Source organism: Amycolatopsis sp. NPDC051373 (assembly GCF_040689465.1).
Classification (GTDB): Bacteria; Actinomycetota; Actinomycetes; order Mycobacteriales; family Pseudonocardiaceae; genus Amycolatopsis.
Genome location: NZ_JBFBAE010000002.1, coordinates 284,212 through 300,338, shown reverse-complemented (window position 1 = coordinate 300,338; position 16,127 = coordinate 284,212). Strand labels below are relative to the sequence as shown.

The following is a 16,127-nucleotide window of genomic DNA, read 5'->3' as shown; positions in this document are numbered from 1 at the left end:
AAATGATCTTCGGATGGCTTCCGACTCGACCCGGCTCTTCTGCGCGCACGCGCGGAAAGCAGCCGAAACGCCGCTGCCCGACGCGGTGGCCCGGGCCGCGCGGCGCAGTCTGCTCAACGTGCTCGGCGCGGCGATCGGTGCGGCTCGCACCCCGGCGGTCGAGGCGGTGCTCGCCACCGCGGCCGAGCTCGGGGCCACCGGTGTCGTCCCGATTCCCGGCCGCGGTGAACGGCTCGACCCCGAGTGGGCCGCGATCGTCACCGGCACGGCCGGGCACCTCGACGACTTCGACGACACCCACCTGCACACCGTGATCCACCCCGGCGCCACCGCCCTTGCCGCCGTGCTGGCGCTCGCCCCCGAAACCGCTCCCGACGGCGCCACGGCGCTCACCGCGTTCGCCCTCGGGTGCGAGGCGCAGCTGCGGATCGGGGTTGCCATTTCGCCCAGCCACTACGACCGCGGCTGGCACATCACCGGCACGTGCGGCGTGTTCGGCGCGGCCGTCGCCGCCGGCCACCTGCTCGGCCTCGACGCGACACAGCTCGGCCACGCGCTCGGCATCGCCGCGACGGGCACGCTCGGCCAGCGTGAAGCGTTCGGCTCCATGACCAAACCGCTGCACGCGGGAAAAGCCGCCGCCACGGGGGTGTTCGCGGCGCGGCTGGCGGCCGCCGGACTGCCGGCACCCGACGATCCGCTCGGCCCCGGCGGCGTGCTGCCGGTGTTCGCCGAGCCTCGCTACGAACAGCTGCGGCGCGCCTGGACCGGCGCGTGGGAGCTGGAGCGCAACACGTTCAAGCCCTACCCGTGCGGGATCGTGGCGCACCCCGCGATCGACGCCGCCGTCGCCGCGTCCGCGCTGATCGAGCAGCCGCGTTCGATCACGGCCGTCGAGATCCGGTGCCACCCGCTGGTGCCCGAGCTGATGGGCCGCGCCCAGCCCGTCGACGGCCTGCAGGCGCGCTTCAGCGCCCGGCACGCGGCGGCCGTCGGCCTGCTCGACGGCGAGGCCGGGCTGCGCCAGTTCTCCGACGAGCGCGCGGCCGCCGCCGACGTGACCCGGCTGCGCGAGATGACGAAGCTCGTGCCGGTCGCCGAGTGCCCGCGGGACGCGGCGACAGTGCGCGTCGAACGGGAAGGGGAGGATCCGGTGGAGGTCCACGTCGAGCACGCGCGCGGCAGCGAGGCCCGACCGCTCACCGACGAGGAATTGTTGAGGAAGGTCGACAGCCTGGTCGAACCGGTGCTCGGCGCCGGCGCGGCCCGCAAGCTGGCGGCGGCCGTCGACGGGCTCGCCACCGCACCCGGGCTCGGCGCGCTGCTCGACGCGGTGGTCGCGTGACCGAGGAGATCCTGTCCCTCGTCCACGCCCCGGTGGCCGACTCCCCGGAGGTCGCCATCGCGCTCGCGCTCGTACGGGCCGCCGAACCGGCCGGCGCGGTGCGGGAAGCGCTGGGCCCGGTGGCCGGCCGGTCGACCGCCCGCGCCCGCCTTTTCGGGACGGCGGCGGCGAAACTGCACCTCGAGTGGGCCGCGGTGGTCGCCGCCGTCGCCGCGCTGGACGGCGCGACCGACGCCGTCGTCGCCGGCTACGCGGTCGCCCGCGCGGTGGCCGACGGCCTCGGCCCGGACCACGCCGCTGCGGGCTGGTGCCTCGAAACCACGGCGGGCACGGTCGCCGCGGCCGCGGCGGCGGCCCGCGTCCTCGACCTGCGCGGCCCCGCCCTGCGCCACGCCATCGGAATTGCGGCGACCCAGGCCTCCGGGCTGTCCGCGGTGAAGGGCACACCGCTCGGCGCGGCGCAGCTCGGGCACGCCGCCGCCACGGGCGTGGAGGCGGCTTTGCTGGCGCGCAACGGGGTAACGGCGGCTGAGGATCCGTTGTCGGGTCGGCGGGGTTTGTTCGCGTTGATGGGGCCGAGGGGTGAGTCTTGAGCCGTGCGGCGGGAGTCGGTGCCGGGTGATGCGGGTCCGCCGCGGCTACGAGTGTGGGAGCAGCTTTGCCGGGTACGACGGTTGGTTGCGGCGGAGGATCTGTTGTCGGGTCGGCGGGGTTTGTTCGCGTTGATGCGGCCGACGGATGAGCCGTGACCCGCGCGGCGAGAATCGGTGCGGGGTGTCGGGCCTGCTGCGGATACGAGCGTCGAAGTGGCTCTGCTGTGAACAAACGGCTTCACCACCGGTGAAAACCGGTTGTCGGGATCGCGGCGCGGCAGGCAGCCGGAGCGTGCCACGGCCACCACGGTGGTGGCGGCTGCGCCGACGCGCAACAGTGTCACAGCCGCCGAATACGCGGCCGCGGTGTCGGCGCGCTGAGGCAGCCGGCAGATGAGTACTGAGTGGACAGTCGGCGACCGGCGGGTGTACCCCTGACTCGCTGTGAACCCAAGCGCGGCATTAGGGGTATTGCGGAACCCCGCCACCCAGGCCTAGCGTGGCCGCGAACGTAGCTTCGAGTCCTGGGGGGTCTCATGTCGGTGCGTCGTCGTGTTCTGGTTGCTTCGCGGGCGGTTGTCGCCGCCGCGGTGCTCGTCGGGGGAGCGGTGGTGGCGTCGCCGCAGGCGTTCGCGGCGACGGCGCCCACGAATCTGCCCACGAGTCAGTACACCCTGAGCGCGGATTACCACCAGTTCGACACCGTGAACACCGCGCTGGTCTCGACCTTGGGCACCGCCGCCGTGCACACGGTGATGGACAACGCGAACCACGACCGCACGGCGCTTCCGTCGTCGGTGTCGGTCGCCGGGCTGTCCGACGGGTTCCGCTTCGACAGCGCGGACAACTCCGACTGCGCCAACTACCCGCAGGGCATCACCACCAGCCGCGACGCCGTCGGCACCGCGAACAGCGGCAACTACGACGGCCACCAGCTCGTGCTCGTGAGCTGGTACACCAAGGACGGCTGCGACGGCGATCAGGCGCGCAGCCGCATCACGCTCGTCGACTGGGACGCGACGTACCCGAACAAGTACCGCAAGATCCTCCTCGTCGAGCCGACCGGCACCGCGGCCGCGCCGGACTTCAAGGACATCCCGATCCACGCCGGCGGGGTGTCCTGGTACGGCGACTATCTCTACGTCGCCGACACCGGGCACGGCATGCGCGTGTTCGACCTGCGCAAGATCCTCAAGACCGACACCGGCGGCACGGCCGGGCAGATCGGCCACCAGACCGGCAGTGTGTACTACGCCCACAACTACGCCTACGTGCTGCCGCAGGTCGGCACGATCACCTCGAAGACCACTTCGGGCACCAACCTCGCGTGGTCGTCGATCTCGCTCGACCGCGTGAGCAAGTCGATCGTGATGGCGGAGTACACCTGCCAGTCCGGGTGCACCGCGTACCCGAACCGCGCCCCGCGCGCGATCCGGTTCCCGTTCGCCGCGGGCGCGACGACGTTCGCCGCCACGACCACGGCGAGCGAGGCCCTGCAGCTGCCCTGGTACAACCTCAACGGCGTCGCCTCGCACAACAGCCGCTGGTGGTTCAACTCCTCGGGCCAGAAGAAGCTCTACTACTGGACCCCGGCGACCGGCCCGGCGACGCACACGTGGATCTCCAGCGGCGAAAGCCTGTCGTACTGGGAAGACGCGACGAACGCGGATCTACTGTGGACGTTGCAGGAAGGCGCGGGCAACCGCAACGTGTTCGCGGTGACTCAGGCGACGTACGGCGCCTGACCTGTCAGTCGCGGGCGGCTTCCTCGATCGCGGTGGCGAGCCGGTCCGGTGCGGTGAACATGACCTCGTGGCTGCCGCGCAGCTGCACGAGGCGGTACAGCCCGAGCCGGCCCGACATCCGCGGGTGCCAGCCCCATTCGCCCGGCGGCAGTGCGGTGTCCTCGGTGGCGTTGATGTAGCTCTTGGGAATGTCGCTTGCGTAGAAGCGCGTGAGGTCGAGCTTGTCCAGGAACGGCTGGTACGGCTCGGTGGACAGCTCCTTGTGCGTCGACGCGGCCAGCTCGGCGTCGGCGTCCTGGATGAACGCCTCGCGCCACAGGGGGAACGGCATGGCGACCGAGTTGTCGTCGCTCGCGGCGGCGGTCTGGGCGAACATCTCGCGGTAGTGGGGCGGGAGCTCGTCGTTGAGGCTGTTGCCCGGCGCCGGGACGAAGGCGTTCCAGAAGATCAGCCGCTTGAGCCGCTCGGGGATCTCCTCGGCGACGCGGGCGATCACGGTGCCGCCGAAGCTGTGGCCGAGCAGGACCACGTCGTGCAGGTCGGCGGCGGTGATGGCGTCGACGATCGACTGCGTGCAATCGTTGTGGTCGACGTTCTTGGGCACGCCGTTGCCGTGGCCCGCGACCGTCGGAGTGTGCACTTCGTGGCCGCGGTCGCGCAGGTGCTTCGCGACGGGTTCCCAGAGCGGACCGTCGTGCCAGGATCCGTGGACGAGGACGAGAGTGGCCATGGCGTCTTCCCTTCGCAGGCGGTGGTGCGCTGGCGGGGAAGGTAATCCGGGCGCCTGGCCGCGGCTGTCCGGAATCCGCGGTTCGGCCGGAACGCGCGGCGCTCAGGCCCGGCGCAGATCGTCGGACGGGGTGGTGCCGAAAGTCCGGCGGTAGTCGGCGGCGAAGCGCCCGAGGTTGCCGAAGCCCCAGCGCGTCGCGACTTCGGTCACGGACTTTCCGGCGCCGGCCAGGAGACCGGCGTGCACGCGTTCGAGGCGGACCTGCCGCAGCCGGGCCGTCGGGGACGTGCCGAGCTGTTCGCGGAAGTGGTCCTGCAGGGTGCGTGGGGCGACGTCGACCGCGGCGGCGATGTCGAGCAGGCCGACGGCGGCGCCGGCGTGGGCGTCGATGTACTCGCAGGCCCGGCGGACCACCTCGGCCGCGTTGCTGTGCCGGCGGGTGGGGGCGGAGCCGCCGAACGAGTCGAGCGCCGCGACGGCGACGAGCTGCGCCACCGACGTGCCGAACGGTGCTTTCAGCAGACCGTGGGGGAGCACCTCGCGGACGACGAACCGGGTGACCGCGTCCCACGGAGCGGGGTCGAGCGCAGGGCCGGTGCGGATGTCGGCGGCCCGGCCGGACACGGCCGCCGCGCGGGCGAGCAGCTTGCCGGGGAGCTTCACGGTCAGGAGCGGCAGCCGGGGCCGAACGTGAGGGCGTGCGCGGACCGCGCGTCGAGAGCGACGGTCTGCCCGGCGGCGACGCGGGTGTCGTCGCCGACGGTGAGCTCGCCGGCGAGCGGACGGGAGAAGAGCACGAAGTCACCGAACGGCACGGGATCGACCTGCACGCGATCGCCGCCGTAGGACAGGGAGAAGACGCCGAGCTCGTCGCCGGACGCTTCGGCGTGGCGGGCGTGGAACGCCGGGCCGCACGGGGTGAGGTCGTGGGGGCAGTAAGAGCCGGCCACCTGGGCGCGGGCCAGGTCGACGTCGCGGGTGTCCAGCCGGACGGTCATGCCCTCCATCACGCCTCCTCCGCCCGGCCGCCGCGTCGGTGGGGCCGGTCGGGTGGTGGCACACGCTACCCCGCGGGCGGGCTCGTTCGCAGCCCGCCGGCGGGGCGGTGGTCAGCCGATGTGGGAGCTGATGACCTGGTAGTCGTTGCCCACGTTGGTGTACACGCCGGGGAACCCTTCGCGCGCGCAGCCCTGGCCCCAGGACACGATGCCGGCCAGCTTGCCGTCGACGTAGGCCGGGCCGCCCGAGTCGCCCTGACACGAGTCCTTGCCGCCTTCCGGCACGCCCGCGCAGAACATCGACGCCTTGTCGAAGTTGTCGCCGATCTTCTCGTAGGCCGCAGCGCACGTGGCGTTGTCGGCCACCGGCACGTTGACCTTCAGCAGCCCGTCCGAGACGTCGCCGTTCTCCGACGTGGTGCCCCAGCCGACCACCGTGACGTCCGCACCGGTCTGGTAGGCCGGGTCGTCAGCCGACTGCACCAGCGTGGCGGGCTTGAAGGAGAGATCCTTGTCCAGCGTCAGCACGGAGTTGTCGTGCTGCATGCCCTGCATGGTGAAGTCGGGGTTCTGCCAGACGTCCGTGACGCCGGCCTTTTCGCCGGTGGTGTCGGAGAAGTCGGTCTGCCCGCCGATGATCTCCATCTGCGAGGGTTTCACGCCGTCGGTGCAGTGCGCGGCCGTCAGCACCTTGTTCGGTGCCACCAGGCTGCCCGCGCAGTGCTGCGCGCCGTCCACGTTGAAGATCACCGTGGCGGGGAACTCGTCGATCGTGGTGGGCGTCCCGCCCACGATCAGCGGCTCCTGCCCGGCGGACGCCGCGGGCGCCCCCGCCGCGGCCACCACGCCCGCCGCCACCACGCCGGCCAGCGCGGCCACCACGCGCCTCACGTCTGCCCTCATTCGCCTTCTCCCTTCGGGGACCTGCAGGATCTCGACCCTGAGAAGACCAGACGGCGCCGGGCGTGGGTTAGCTACGAAAGTCGTGACCTGAAAATTCGCACAGATGGTTGGTTTTTGTCTGACTCACGAAAACGCCGCCGAAGTCGTGGAAAGACCTGTGGGACCCGAAGTATCGCGGCAAGGTCGCGATCTCGAATGTCAGCGGCACCGCCGGCTACCACTTCCTCGCCATGGCCGCGCGGCTCAACGGTGGCAGCGAGACCGCGATCGACCCCGGTTTCGCCGCGATCGCGTCCCTGAAACCGAGTCTCGCGGCCATCTACAGCACTCCGGACGAGATGAGCAAGCTCCTCACGAGCGGCGAGGCCGACATCGGCGTCTGGTACGCCGACCGCACGAGTGCCCTGAAATCCAGCGGCGCGCCCGTTGCCTTCGTCCGGCCTCAGGAGGGCGCCACCGCGATCCTGTCCGCGATGTGCCTGCCCGCGGCCACCAGCCGTGCGAAGGACGCTCACGCATACCTGGATTTCCAGATCTCCTCGGCCGTCAACGGCAAGTTCGTGCAGGCGATCGCGGAAGGCCCCACCAACAGCAAGGTCACGCTGCCCCAGCCGTTCCTCAGCGCGAACTACGTGCCTTACGGACAGCAGGAGATCTCGGCGCTGATCCAGCTCGACAGCGAAGCGATCTCCCAGAACCTCTCCGCCTGGATCACGCGGTGGCAGCAGGAGATCGCGAGCTGAGCCGCGCCCGGAACCGGCTTGTCCTGCCCGGCACGGGCCCCGTAATTTGGGAAAATGGGGCGGATTCCGGCGGTGGCACAGGCGGGGGTCGTCGGCAGCCCTCAGGGGTGGCTGCTGGTGGCGGGCAGCGCCGCCACCGTGCTCGGGTTCGTGGTGAGCACGGTGTGCTACCGGGCGGCCTGCCGGTGGGGTTCCCGTGGCTTCGAATCGAGCAGCCTGTTCGTGGGCTTCGCCGGGGTGGCGGGCATGGTCGCGGCCCTGTGGGGCGCGCTCGAGATCGTCTCCGAGGCGCCGGACGGGCCGTCCGCCGCGACGGGGGCGTTCCTCCTGCTGCTCGCTGCGGCGCTGGTGGCCGGCGTGGTACTGGCGGGGATGATCGCGCTGGAGCGCACCGCGCGGGTTCCGGCGGAGCTGCTCTCGATCGTGCCGCTGAACCCGGTGCCGGTGGTGCCGATCGCCCTCACCGTCGTCGCGGCGACGGGGCTGGCCGTGCTCGCGGCACTGGGCGCGTTCGGCGTCCTGCACCTGAGCGTCGTCATGGCCGTGGCGTGGGTGTACGTCGGGCTCCTGGCGGTCGCCGGACTCGTTGTCTTCGCTCTGGTTTGGATCGTGGCCCTGATCTTCGGCGCGTGAGCACCCGGCTCGCGGCCGCCCGCGGGAACCGCGCCGGTCACTGCGCTTCGGCGGTGAAGAGGTACCGGTTGAGGCAGTAGAAGTACTCGCCTCGATCGGCGCGCTCTCGCAGGTCGGCGAGCCACGCCTCGGCGTCGGCGTCGGTGACGCCGCCGCGGCCGGGCACGAACTCGGCGATGATGTGCATCTGCGTCGCGCTGAACGAATCGGGCGTCAGCTCCGGGTTCAGGATCGGGTGCACGTGGTGCCCGGTCACGCGGAAGCCCGCGCGCCGCAGCAGCGCTGGCAGGATGCGTGGCAGCCGGGGGTGCGCGAGGTGCTCGTCCCAGGCGTCGAGAATCCGGCGGTGGCGGGCGCGGTCGGCGGTGTGCCAGACGAGCGCGTCGGCGTCGGTGTCGAGGATCAGCACGCGCCCACCGGGGCGAAGCACTCGGCGCAGCTCCGCCAACGCGCCGGGCACGTCGGGCACGTACTCGTAGACCTGCGTGGACACAGCCGCGTCGAACGCATCGTCCGGGTAGGGCAGCGCGGTCGCTTCGCCCTCGTCGAGGCGCACCCAGGGCAGCTCACACGTGCGCGCGGTGGCGAGCTCGTTCATCGCGTCACTCGGGTCCAGCCCGTGCGCGGCGCCTGACGCGCCCACGGCCCGTGCGATGGACTCCAGCAGGTACCCCGGCCCCGACCCGACGTCCAGCACCCGCTCGCCCGGCCGCGGCGCCAGCCGCGCCAGCACCGTGTCCCGCTGCGCCACGACGTCGGGGCTCGCGTAAAGCCGCTCGGTGAGCTTCGCGCCTTCGTCGTCGAACCGCAGCATCGCCATGGCCCGACCCTACGACGAGAGCAGGTCCAGCGAGAACCCGAAGACGAAGATGACCAGGCCGATCCATTTCAGCCGCGATTCGAGACCTTCGCGGGTCTTGAGCTGGCCCAGCGTCGTCACCACGAAGGCCTCGACCAGCAGCAGGCCCAGCACGTACCCGCCGCCACCCAGCACGAAGCCGCCGATCGTGGGGGCGATGAGCGCGACGAACATCACCAAGATGGGCAACGGCATCAGGTCGTCGGTGGGCGCCTGCCCGAAGCGCTCGACCGTGAAGAGCAGCAAGGCAAGCACCGCCGTGCCGAGGAACCAGGCGACGCGCAGCCCCTTTTCGTGGGCGTCCGGGCGGGGCTGCTCCACCGGCGGCGGCTCGGGCGCCGGCCGGCGCAGCACGGTCCGCACCCACCGCGGTATCCAACGGCCGAGCCGCCGACGTCGGCGGCGCAAGGAAGCGTGGAAGGTCTCCATCCGCTGCCGTCCCAGCAGGTCGATGACCACCGTCAGCCCGCCGACGAACTCCAGCGTCTTCCCGATCCGCCCCCACCACAGCACGGCGATGCCGAACACGCGCAGCTGCGCCGTGTCGTGGCCGGCGAACCATTCGCGCCACGCGTGCAGCAGATCCCACATCCCGGCCCCCCAGTGGTCGCTGCGATCTTCGCAGCCGAGTCAACTCCCGCGGCGCCGCACATCGGTCGAACGACCGATGCCGAGCCGGGCCCGCCCGCCTACCTTCCCCGGCACCGTCGTCGATCGGGAGGAGAGGCAGTGGACACGCTGGCGGTGGTGACCGGTGCGGCCGGAGGGCTCGGGGCCGGCTTCGCGGACCGCTTGGCCCGCATGGGGGCGACCGTCGTCGGCGCTGACCTGCGGTTCGACGGCGCCGACAAGGACCGGGTGCACCTCGACGTGACCGACCCGGTGTCGTGGGAGCGGCTGCGCGACCACGTGCACGAGCACTTCGGGACGGTCGGCGTGCTGGTGAACAACGCGGGCGTCAGCGCGCGCGACGACTTGCTCTCCACCTCCGACGACGACTTCGCCCGCGTGCTGGCCGTGAACGCGTTCGGCCCGTGGCGCGGCATCAAGACCTTCGCCGACGACCTCGCCGCCACCCGGGGCGCGGTCGTGAACGTGGGCTCCATCTACGGCGTCACCACGCCGCCCGGGGGCGAGGGGACCGTGCCGTCGTCCGTGGCCTACCAGATGAGCAAGGCGGCGGTGCACCAGCTGACCAAGATCGCCGCCGTGGAGCTCGCGCCGCGGGGGATCCGCGTGAACGCGGTGCTGCCCGGGGTGTTCCGCACGGCGCTGCTCGAACACCTGCCGCCCGACGCGTTGCGCGCCCGCGTCGACGGTGCCCCGATGGCGCGTGCGGGTGAGATCGGCGAGCTCGCCGACGTGCTCGCCTTCCTCGCCGGCCCGGAGTCCTCGTTCGTCACGGGCGCGCTGGTGCCCGTCGACGGCGGGTACCTGGCGGCGTCCTGACCCTTCCCGAGGAGGAACCATGACCGTGCACCCCGCGCACGCCGCCACCGAGGCGGACGCCCCGAGACTCCAGCTGAGGGCCGTCGTCTCGAGCAGCATCGGCAATCTTCTGGAGCAGTACGACAACCTCGTCTACGCGTACTCGGCCGTCTACCTGTCCGCGCAGTTCTTCGCCGGCGACTCGTTCTCGTCGCTGCTCTCGACGTTCGCTGTGTTCGCGGTCGGCTTCCTGGCCCGCCCGGTGGGCACGGTGGTGTTCGGCCACATCGGCGACAAGGTCGGCCGCCGGCCCGCGCTGATCCTGAGCGTGATCCTCATGGGCGCCGCGACCGTGCTGGTCGGCCTGCTGCCCGGCTACGCGACGATCGGCCTCGCCGCCCCGATCCTGCTGGTGGTCCTGCGGCTGTTCCAGGGCTTCGCGGTGGCGGGCGAGTGGGCGGGGTCGGCGACGATGCTCGTCGAGTACGCCCCGCCGAAGGCCCGCGGCCGCTACGGCAGCCTCAACCAGGTCAGCACCGCCGCCGGGTTCCTCGTGGCCGCCGGGGTCGTCGCGCTCAACTCGCTGTTCTGGACCGAGCAGAGCATGAAGGACTTCGGCTGGCGCATCCCGTTCCTGGTCGGCGCGCTGACGGCCGTCGTGGCGCTCGTGCTGCGCTTCGGCCTCGAAGACACGCCGCTCTACCGCGCGGAGAAGGCCGCGGGGGAGGTGAGCGCGAGCCCGCTGCGGCTGGCCTTGCGCACGCAGAAGTCCGCCATGGCGCTGGGGTTCTTCTTCACCGTGAGCTGGACCGTCGCCTACTTCTTCTTCCTCACCTACCTGCCGACGCACCTGAAAACGCAGGTGAAGCTCGACTCCGGCACGGTCGAGGCGTCGAACCTCGTCGCGCTCGTGGTGCTGACCGTCGCCATCTATTTCTTCGGTGTGCTGTCCGACCGGATCGGGCGCAAACCGTTGCTGCTCATCGGGTCGGGCGGGTTCATCGTGCTGACGTTCCCGGTGATGTGGCTGTTCCAGACCGGCAGCACGGCCGGCGCCTACCTCGGCCAGATCCTCATCGCGCTCGTCCTCGCCGCGTTCTCCGGGCCCGGGCCCGCGGCGCTGGCCGAGCTGTTCCCCACCAACGTCCGCTACTCGGCGCTGGGCATCGGCTACAACTTCTCCGTCATGGCCTTCGGCGGCACCGCCGGCTTCATCGCCACGGCGCTGATCGACGCCACGGGGGACGCCCTCGTGGTGGCCGCGCTGCCGACCGCCGCGGCGATCATCACCTTCGTGGCCGTCTGCCGGATGCCCGAGACCTACCGGACCGAGCTGAAATGAGCACCGCCATGACCACCCCGCGCCTGATCGTCGTGCAGGGCAGCTACCGCCAGATGGGCGAGCAGCTCGGCGCGCAGACCGCCGAGCTCATCGAACGCAGCCTCGCCACCTACCTCGGCCGCTTCCACGACGACGCCGGCCTGTCGGACGCCGACATCGACCGCTGGGGCCGGATCTATCTCGACGTCGCCGAGTCCTACGTCCCCGAGATCGCCGCGATGCTCCACGGCATGGCCGACGGTTCTGGCCACCCGGCGCACCGCCTGGCTGCCCTCAACGCGCGCACCGAAATGCTCTACGGCACCGGCTACCGCGACGAAGGCTGCACGTCGGTGTCCGTGCTCCCGCGCTACACCGCCGACGGCCACACGCTGCTCGCGCAGAACTGGGACTGGCACCCGGAGCAGGCCGAGGTCACGTTCCTGCTGGCCACGCGCGACGAGTCCGGGTTCTCGGTGCTGTCGCTGACCGAGGCGGGCATGTTCGCCAAGAGCGGGCTCAACTCGGCGGGCCTGGGCGTGTGCGCGAACCTGCTGATCTCCGACCTCGACCACGGCGGGCGTGGCGTGCCGTACCACTACCTGCTGCGCGGGGTGCTGCAGTCGCCGACGATGTCCGTGGCGCACAAACGGTTGCTGCCCGTCGAGCGCATTTCCTCGGGCAACGTGCTGCTCGCCGACGCGGGCGGCGAGTCCATCGATTTCGAGCTCGCGCCCGGCGTCTTCGGCACCCTCCTGCCTGAGCAAGGGTTGATCACGCACTCCAACCACTTCCAGGCGAGCCTTCCGTTGCAGGACAAGAAAGCCGCCACGAGCGCGTTGACCCAGCTGCGCCCGGCCCGGGCCCGCCACCTGCTGGAGCCCGCGCTGGCCGAGCGGCGCGTGCGGGTGGCCGACGTCGTGGCGACGCTGCGCGACGAGTGGTCGTTCCCGGACGGCATCTGCCGCCACCCCGACCCGGACGTGCCCGCGTCCGAGAAGTTCTGCACGGTGTACTCGCTGGTCATGGACCTGACCGATCGCGTGCTGTGGATCGCGCCCGGCCCGCCGAGCCGGCACGCCTACACCCGCTGGGACCTCGACCGGCTCTTCGACGGGAACCCTGCCGATCTCCCTGTCCGCACCGAGTTCGAGCCCGAGGAGGCCGTCGTCGCATGAGCCCGACCGTCTGCTTGACGTTCGACTTCGATGCCATCTCCCTGTGGATCGCGCGCGGTCAGGTGACGCCCGGGCCGGTGTCGCGCGGGGAGTTCGGCGCGTACGCGATCGGCCGCATCCTGGATCTGCTGCACCGCCACTCGGTGCCGTCGACGTTCTTCATTCCCGGGCATACTCTGGAGACGTATCCGGCGCAGTGCGCGGCGATCGCCGAGGCGGGGCATGAGATCGCGTTGCACGGCTACGCGCACGAACCGGTGTCCACTTTGGATCGTGCGGCCGAGCTGGCCGTGAACCGGCGCTCGGCGGCGTTGATCGAGAAGCTCACGGGCGCGCCGCCCGCCGGGCACCGGACGCCGAGCTGGGACTTCACCGACAACACGATCGAGATCCTCGGTGAGCTCGGCGTGGAGTACGACTCTTCCTTGATGGGCACGGATTTCGAACCGTACTTCGCGCGCTCGGGGGACGTCTGCGACCCCGGCGGTCCCTATCGGTTCGGGGCCGCTACTTCCCTCGTCGAGCTGCCCGTGTCGTGGACGCTCGACGACTACCCGCACCTGGAGTACCTGCGTCTGCCGCAGGGTGTGATGCCGGGGCTGCAGGACGCCGACGCGATGTTCGAGCGGTTCCTGCGAGACGTGCGCTACATGACGGAGACCGTGCCCGGTGGCGTGACCACGGTGACGCTGCACCCGCAGGTCGTCGGGCGTGGTGCGCGGATGGCGGCGCTGGAGCGGTTCGTCGTCGGCTGCCGGGAGTTCGGCGTGGGGTTCGAGCGCTGCGTGGACGTCGCACGGCGGTTCCGGCCGGTCCTCGAAGGACGGTGACCCGTGCCGAAATCGGTGCTACTGCTGGGTTCTCGCGGTGGGCTCGGCCGGGCCATCGGCTCGAGGCTGACCACGGACGGGTGGACGGTCGTCGGTGCGGACCTGCCTGAGCTGGATCTCGCGCGGCCGGATGTCGCTTCGGCGGTAGCGCGGCTGCAGGAGTCGCACGGCGGGTTCGACGCGCTCGTGCACGCGGCGGGGCTGTATCCGGCCGCGCCCGTGTCGAACGGCGACGAGGAGCTGTTCGACCGGGTACTGACGGTGAACGCGCGCTCGGCGTTCGCGGCGGGTGCCCAGTTCGTGCGGGGCTGCGTGGCCGCGGGCCGCCCCGGGGCGATGGTGTTCGTCAGCAGTGGCGCGGCGACGCGGGCGCGGCCGGGCACCGCCGTGTACGCCGCGTCGAAGGCCGCTTTGGACGCGCTGGTGCGGGCTTTCGCGCTGGAACACGGGCGCGACGGCATCCGCTGCAACGCCGTCGCGCCCGGGTTCATCGACGTCGGCTCGCGGGTGAATCCCGTGCCGCGCTCCTACGTCGAGGGCGTCGAGGCGGCCAGTGTGAGCGGGCGGCTGGGCCGTCCCGGCGAGATCGCGGCGGCCGTCGCGTGGCTGCTGGGCGAGGACGCGTCGTGGGTCAACGGGCGTTCGGTGCCCGTGGACGGCGGGGACGGCATCGGGTCGGTGACCGCTCCTTCGTGGCTCAGCTGAGCCACGAAGGAGCCAGGCGGCGGTGGGTGCCGCCTTCGATGCGGTAGACGAGGTGGGGGTGGCCGCGGGTCGGGTCGCCGGTGTCGTCGGGGTAGCTGAGGCCGCGCTGGCCGCGGCCGAGGAACTGGTGCGCGCCGGTGACGCCGAACGACGCCACCGACCGCAGCTGCCGCCGCACCGCGGCGAAGTCCCACGGCCGGCTGACCTGGCTCCACACCTGGGCCAGCACGTTGACCATGTCGAAGTGCACCGCCGCGGCGCCCAGGCCGGGTTCGCCGCCGTAGGCCGCGCGGTAGCGCTGTTCGAAAGCGTGGCAGGCGGGGCTGTCGACGTTGCCGATGACCGTCGACCACAGCAGCCCGTCGGACAGCGAGCGGAACCGGTCTGTGAAGCCGGGGGAGGCGGGCGACCAGGCGACGTGGACCAGCGTGCGGTCCCGCAGGGGTTCGGCGGCGGTGAGGAACGCACGCAGCGTCGGCTCCGGGAAGCTCGACAACGAGACGGCGTCGGCTTTCGCGTGTGCCAGCTGTCGCACGACCGCGCTGAAATCGCGGGTGTGGTCGGGCACCGGCTCGGCGAACACCAGCTCCCAGCCTGCCGCGGCCGCGTGGCGCTCGACCTGCTCCGGGATCGACACGTCGAACGTGCTTTCACGCGGCAGCACGGCCAGCCGGCGGCGCCGCCCGTGGCCGAGGTGGGGGAGCGTGCGCAGAAGCCCTGGCACGTATGCGGATTCGGTGGAGCAGACCTGGAACACGGCGCCGAGGCCGCGCGGATCGGCGTGCACGTCGTCGGACAACGCGGGCCCGGTCATGCTGTGCAACACGGGAGCCCCGGCCGCGGCGGCCGTCGCGATGGCTTTGCGCGCGTAGCTCAGCGGAAAGTTGCCGAACACGACGGCGTCCACGCCGCGCGCCGTCAGCTCCTCGACGGCGTCCAGCAGGCCTTCCGGCGTCGCCCCGAGCGCGACGTGCTCCACCTGCCGCCCCGCGATGCCGCCCCGCGCGTTCAATTCGGTGACGGCCAGCTTGTCGCCGCGGCGCATCGCCACGACCTCGGGTCCGGCGCCCGCCGCGTAGACCGCGCCGATGAGCGCGGGGCGGGGTTTGGTGGTGCGTGGTCTTGCCGGGAGGCTTGTTCGCAGGAGGGACAGCAGCGTCGCCGGCAGCACCAGCTCCACCGCGGGCAACGGTGCCGCGTACGCGTCGTGCTCGGCCAGCAGCGTCGCCACGGTGACGCGGGAGTTCGTGCCGGTCTTGGTGAAGATGTGCTCGAGGTGCGTCGCCACGGTCCGCCGTGCGCACTGGAGCGCCTTGGCGATCTCCTGGTTCGCCAGCCCACCGGCGACGCCCGTGGCCACCTGCAGTTCGCGCACGGTCAGCCCGAACGGCGCGGTGGTATCGACCACGTCCAGCCGCGCCAGCCGCTCGTCGCCGTCGGTGACGTCCACGGTCACCCGGCGCACCACGTTGTCCGCGACGTCGAGGTACTGGACCACCTGCCCGCGCAACGAGCGCACGGCCCGCTCGGCCACGGTGACCAGGTCGCGCCGCCTCCGGAAGAACGCCTGGTCACTGCCCGTTCCGGTCCCGGCCTCCGGCTGCAGCCACCGCCGCGCCGTGATTTCATGCTCCCGTGTCACCACCAGCCGTCTCCCTTCACCGGGCAGAGGAGGAGTATCGCAAACGTGGGACACTTCGGCGCTGCCGTTCGCGGAGGCTGAGTCGGATGCTTCCGGACGAATCGGACGTATGTGGTGGTGGCTGCCGTGAACGCCGGGACTTCGGCGCCGAGTCGTTCCCGTCACCGCTGGTGTGGGCTGCCCGAATCGGGCAGAGTCGGCGGTATGCGTAGATTCCTGACTGTCGGCTTGCTGGCCGGCTCGCTCGCCCTGGTGGCCCTCGCCGTCCCCGCCACCGCCTCCGCGGCCGTCCCGTCTGGTTGGTGCCTCGGCCCCGGCCCGTGCACGGTGACCACTGACGGCTGGTGCCTCGGCGACACCCCCTGCAACCGCGCCCACACCCCCGACGGCTGGTGCCTCACCCCGTCCGACGACATCTGCCGGCGCTATTGACCCGGACCGTGCAATCTTCGTGGCCACCCCGCTCGGTGCCGC

17 protein-coding genes and 1 pseudogene are annotated in these 16,127 nt (G+C 71.7%); 11 read left to right on the top strand and 7 right to left on the bottom strand.

The features are described 5' to 3' along the window. The first annotated feature begins 13 nt into the window (after positions 1–13). The 3 genes from AB0383_RS05050 to AB0383_RS05040 all read left to right on the top strand — a co-directional run bounded on the left by AB0383_RS05050 (position 14) and on the right by AB0383_RS05040 (position 3,683). On the top strand, positions 14–1,345 hold the full coding sequence (locus AB0383_RS05050; RefSeq protein WP_364190724.1) for an MmgE/PrpD family protein: 1,332 nt from the start codon (positions 14–16) through the stop codon (positions 1,343–1,345). After that, on the top strand, positions 1,342–1,938 hold the full coding sequence (locus tag AB0383_RS05045; RefSeq protein WP_366185254.1) for an MmgE/PrpD family protein: 597 nt from the start codon (positions 1,342–1,344) through the stop codon (positions 1,936–1,938). The genes AB0383_RS05050 and AB0383_RS05045 overlap by 4 nt, the downstream gene beginning before the upstream one ends. Positions 1,939–2,474: 536 nt before the next feature. Continuing rightward, on the top strand, positions 2,475–3,683 hold the full coding sequence (locus tag AB0383_RS05040) for a hypothetical protein (protein WP_364185986.1): 1,209 nt from the start codon (positions 2,475–2,477) through the stop codon (positions 3,681–3,683). Between the two features lie 4 nt (positions 3,684–3,687). Here the strand turns inward: AB0383_RS05040 and AB0383_RS05035 are convergent, their stop codons facing one another. From AB0383_RS05035 to AB0383_RS05020, 4 genes are all read right to left on the bottom strand, one after another. After that, the gene (locus AB0383_RS05035; protein ID WP_220239446.1) at positions 3,688–4,413 is read right to left on the bottom strand and encodes an alpha/beta fold hydrolase; all 726 of its coding nucleotides are present in this window, start codon (positions 4,411–4,413) and stop codon (positions 3,688–3,690) included. A gap of 102 nt (positions 4,414–4,515) precedes the next feature. After that, positions 4,516–5,076, bottom strand: a complete 561-nt coding sequence (locus AB0383_RS05030) for a helix-turn-helix domain-containing protein (protein ID WP_364185985.1) — start codon at positions 5,074–5,076, stop codon at positions 4,516–4,518. A 2-nt stretch (positions 5,077–5,078) separates the two neighbouring features. Continuing rightward, a complete protein-coding gene (locus AB0383_RS05025; protein WP_364185983.1) occupies positions 5,079–5,420 on the bottom strand; it encodes a hypothetical protein in 342 nt (113 codons plus the stop codon). Between the two features lie 102 nt (positions 5,421–5,522). Next, positions 5,523–6,314 (bottom strand): serine protease, encoded by a 792-nt coding sequence (locus AB0383_RS05020; protein WP_364185982.1) that lies wholly within the window; start codon positions 6,312–6,314, stop codon positions 5,523–5,525. Between the two features lie 137 nt (positions 6,315–6,451). On the opposite strand from AB0383_RS05020, the pseudogene AB0383_RS05015 reads away from it, so the two are divergent. Next, positions 6,452–7,057, top strand: a pseudogene (locus AB0383_RS05015) (extracellular solute-binding protein); the annotation flags it as partial. 54 nt (positions 7,058–7,111) lie between these two features. Beyond that, positions 7,112–7,690: a hypothetical protein gene (locus tag AB0383_RS05010; protein ID WP_366185250.1), complete on the top strand. Its 579-nt coding sequence runs from the start codon at positions 7,112–7,114 to the stop codon at positions 7,688–7,690. Between the two features lie 37 nt (positions 7,691–7,727). On the opposite strand, the gene AB0383_RS05005 is transcribed toward AB0383_RS05010, so the two are convergent. Together AB0383_RS05005 and AB0383_RS05000 are read right to left on the bottom strand one after the other, a co-directional pair. After that, positions 7,728–8,510: a methyltransferase domain-containing protein gene (locus AB0383_RS05005; RefSeq protein ID WP_366185248.1), complete on the bottom strand. Its 783-nt coding sequence runs from the start codon at positions 8,508–8,510 to the stop codon at positions 7,728–7,730. Between the two features lie 9 nt (positions 8,511–8,519). Beyond that, positions 8,520–9,140, bottom strand: coding sequence for a hypothetical protein (locus AB0383_RS05000; protein WP_366185246.1), 621 nt, complete (start codon positions 9,138–9,140; stop codon positions 8,520–8,522). Between the two features lie 138 nt (positions 9,141–9,278). On the opposite strand from AB0383_RS05000, the gene AB0383_RS04995 reads away from it, so the two are divergent. Genes AB0383_RS04995 through AB0383_RS04975 form a run of 5 tightly spaced genes read left to right on the top strand, consistent with a single transcriptional unit; the run spans position 9,279 to position 14,011 of the window. Beyond that, positions 9,279–9,998, top strand: coding sequence for an SDR family oxidoreductase (locus AB0383_RS04995; RefSeq protein WP_366185244.1), 720 nt, complete (start codon positions 9,279–9,281; stop codon positions 9,996–9,998). Between the two features lie 19 nt (positions 9,999–10,017). Then, complete coding sequence (locus AB0383_RS04990) at positions 10,018–11,319, top strand: MFS transporter (RefSeq protein ID WP_364185973.1); 1,302 nt, start codon at positions 10,018–10,020, stop codon at positions 11,317–11,319. A gap of 8 nt (positions 11,320–11,327) precedes the next feature. Next, positions 11,328–12,476, top strand: a complete 1,149-nt coding sequence (locus AB0383_RS04985) for a C45 family peptidase (RefSeq protein WP_366185241.1) — start codon at positions 11,328–11,330, stop codon at positions 12,474–12,476. After that, positions 12,473–13,306 carry a polysaccharide deacetylase gene (locus AB0383_RS04980; protein WP_366185239.1) on the top strand — a complete coding sequence of 278 codons (834 nt, stop codon included), beginning with the start codon at positions 12,473–12,475 and terminating at the stop codon, positions 13,304–13,306. The genes AB0383_RS04985 and AB0383_RS04980 overlap by 4 nt, the downstream gene beginning before the upstream one ends. Before the next feature lie 3 nt (positions 13,307–13,309). Next, a complete protein-coding gene (locus AB0383_RS04975) occupies positions 13,310–14,011 on the top strand; it encodes an SDR family oxidoreductase (protein ID WP_366185237.1) in 702 nt (233 codons plus the stop codon). On the opposite strand, the gene AB0383_RS04970 is transcribed toward AB0383_RS04975, so the two are convergent. Beyond that, positions 14,004–15,656 carry an ABC transporter substrate-binding protein gene (locus AB0383_RS04970; protein WP_366185235.1) on the bottom strand — a complete coding sequence of 551 codons (1,653 nt, stop codon included), beginning with the start codon at positions 15,654–15,656 and terminating at the stop codon, positions 14,004–14,006. The two genes, AB0383_RS04975 and AB0383_RS04970, sit on opposite strands and share 8 nt — an antisense overlap. Positions 15,657–15,857: 201 nt before the next feature. Between AB0383_RS04970 and AB0383_RS04965 the strand changes: the two genes are divergently transcribed. Next, complete coding sequence (locus tag AB0383_RS04965; protein ID WP_364185966.1) at positions 15,858–16,085, top strand: hypothetical protein; 228 nt, start codon at positions 15,858–15,860, stop codon at positions 16,083–16,085. Positions 16,086–16,127: the final 42 nt, after the last annotated feature.

Bases quoted from the DNA above. Each gene is read 5' to 3' on its own strand.
- AB0383_RS05050 (WP_364190724.1), top strand. From the start codon at position 14: ATGGCTTCCGACTCGACCCGGCTCTTCTGCGCGCACGCGCGGAAAGCA.
- AB0383_RS05040 (WP_364185986.1), top strand. From the start codon at position 2,475: ATGTCGGTGCGTCGTCGTGTTCTGGTTGCTTCGCGGGCGGTTGTCGCC.
- AB0383_RS05035 (WP_220239446.1), bottom strand. From the start codon at position 4,413: ATGGCCACTCTCGTCCTCGTCCACGGATCCTGGCACGACGGTCCGCTC.
- AB0383_RS05025 (WP_364185983.1), bottom strand. From the start codon at position 5,420: ATGGAGGGCATGACCGTCCGGCTGGACACCCGCGACGTCGACCTGGCC.
- AB0383_RS05020 (WP_364185982.1), bottom strand. From the start codon at position 6,314: ATGAGGGCAGACGTGAGGCGCGTGGTGGCCGCGCTGGCCGGCGTGGTG.
- AB0383_RS05010 (WP_366185250.1), top strand. From the start codon at position 7,112: ATGGGGCGGATTCCGGCGGTGGCACAGGCGGGGGTCGTCGGCAGCCCT.
- AB0383_RS05005 (WP_366185248.1), bottom strand. From the start codon at position 8,510: ATGGCGATGCTGCGGTTCGACGACGAAGGCGCGAAGCTCACCGAGCGG.
- AB0383_RS05000 (WP_366185246.1), bottom strand. From the start codon at position 9,140: ATGTGGGATCTGCTGCACGCGTGGCGCGAATGGTTCGCCGGCCACGAC.
- AB0383_RS04990 (WP_364185973.1), top strand. From the start codon at position 10,018: ATGACCGTGCACCCCGCGCACGCCGCCACCGAGGCGGACGCCCCGAGA.
- AB0383_RS04985 (WP_366185241.1), top strand. From the start codon at position 11,328: ATGACCACCCCGCGCCTGATCGTCGTGCAGGGCAGCTACCGCCAGATG.
- AB0383_RS04980 (WP_366185239.1), top strand. From the start codon at position 12,473: ATGAGCCCGACCGTCTGCTTGACGTTCGACTTCGATGCCATCTCCCTG.
- AB0383_RS04965 (WP_364185966.1), top strand. From the start codon at position 15,858: ATGCGTAGATTCCTGACTGTCGGCTTGCTGGCCGGCTCGCTCGCCCTG.